Genomic DNA, 1,157 nt, shown 5'->3' with positions numbered 1-1,157 from the left:
TGGTTCATGCGCCGCCGCCTGCTCTTGCCCCTGCTGCGTCAGCGTGGCCAGTTCATCGGCCAGGTGCGCCATGATACCGCACTGTATCGGCAACCCCCGCCCAAACCCGCCAAAGCGCAGCGGGGTAGGCCCCGGAAATATGGAGACAAACTGACCCCGGAAGCCATTGCCACACTCCCCACAGAGATCCTCACCCTGTTTGTCTATGGGAAATGGCAGAAGGTCCGTCTTCAATCCATCGTCGCCCAGGCACGCTTCCTCAACGGCCATCCCGTCCGGGCAGTCTGGAGCGCTATCTACGATGCAAAACACCATCGATGGTCGCCCACACGCCTTTATCTCGCTTCCGAAACCGACCTGACCGCCTCTGAAATCGTCACCCTCTATGGCAACCGTTGTCAGATCGAACCCCTCTTCCATAACCTGAAACGCTGGTGGGGCATCAATAACCTCTGGCAGCAAAGGCGCGCTGTTCTCGAACGCTGGATGCAAATTCGTTGCATTGCCTGGTCCATGGTGCAGCTCCTCGCGGAAACAGTCGCCGAGGACTTTCCTATGACCGCCGTAGCGCCTTGGCGTATCGCTACACCCGTCACTGCAGGACTCATGGCTCAATGGCTCCATCTGCATTTTCTGCGGGTTCCTTTCTGGAGGGACTATGACCCAAAGTCCGGGAAATTCCAGTGCCCCAATTCCGACTTTTGGGCCGATACCGATGACCCACCCCGCAAAAAGGCTGCCTGACACGCTTCTACCCCAAATTTACTGCATCATATCGCCACCCACTGGGACAGGCGGGGAAGCTGAATGTCTAAACTTCAGGTTTCATTAAAAAAAACAAAAAATAACGATATGATACTGGTCGGCGATCACTGTATTTTGACAACTAACCGAGGTGCGAGATGACTTCAGCAACTTCTTCAGTACAGATTATCAAAAAAAGTGGCGGTTTTTATTCCTGGTCGCTGCTGGCCATTCGCGGAGTGGCCGCATTAGTGTATGCCCTGGTGGCCTTAGCCGATTTCAAGGCGACGATTCCGTTATTGGTCTGGTTTTTTGCCATTTACGTGCTGTTTGATGGTGCTTATGCCCTCCGGGTGGCCATCAGTCAGCAAATTGATGGGATATGGACCCGTCTGGCCGTGATTTTTAAAGGT

General features: G+C 54.2%; 1 protein-coding gene and 1 pseudogene. Both read left to right on the top strand.

Features of this window, described 5'->3' with window-relative positions:
• On the top strand, nucleotides 1–744 hold a 744-nt coding region (locus HJG40_RS14865; RefSeq protein ID WP_226857498.1), incomplete at its 5' end, for an IS701 family transposase.
• Between the two features lie 158 nt (nucleotides 745–902).
• Nucleotides 903–1,157, top strand: a pseudogene (locus HJG40_RS14860) (hypothetical protein); the annotation flags it as partial.

Source organism: Acidithiobacillus concretivorus (assembly GCF_018853445.1).
GTDB lineage: Bacteria > Pseudomonadota > Gammaproteobacteria > Acidithiobacillales > Acidithiobacillaceae > Acidithiobacillus > Acidithiobacillus concretivorus.
This window is presented reverse-complemented; position numbering and strand designations above follow the sequence as displayed.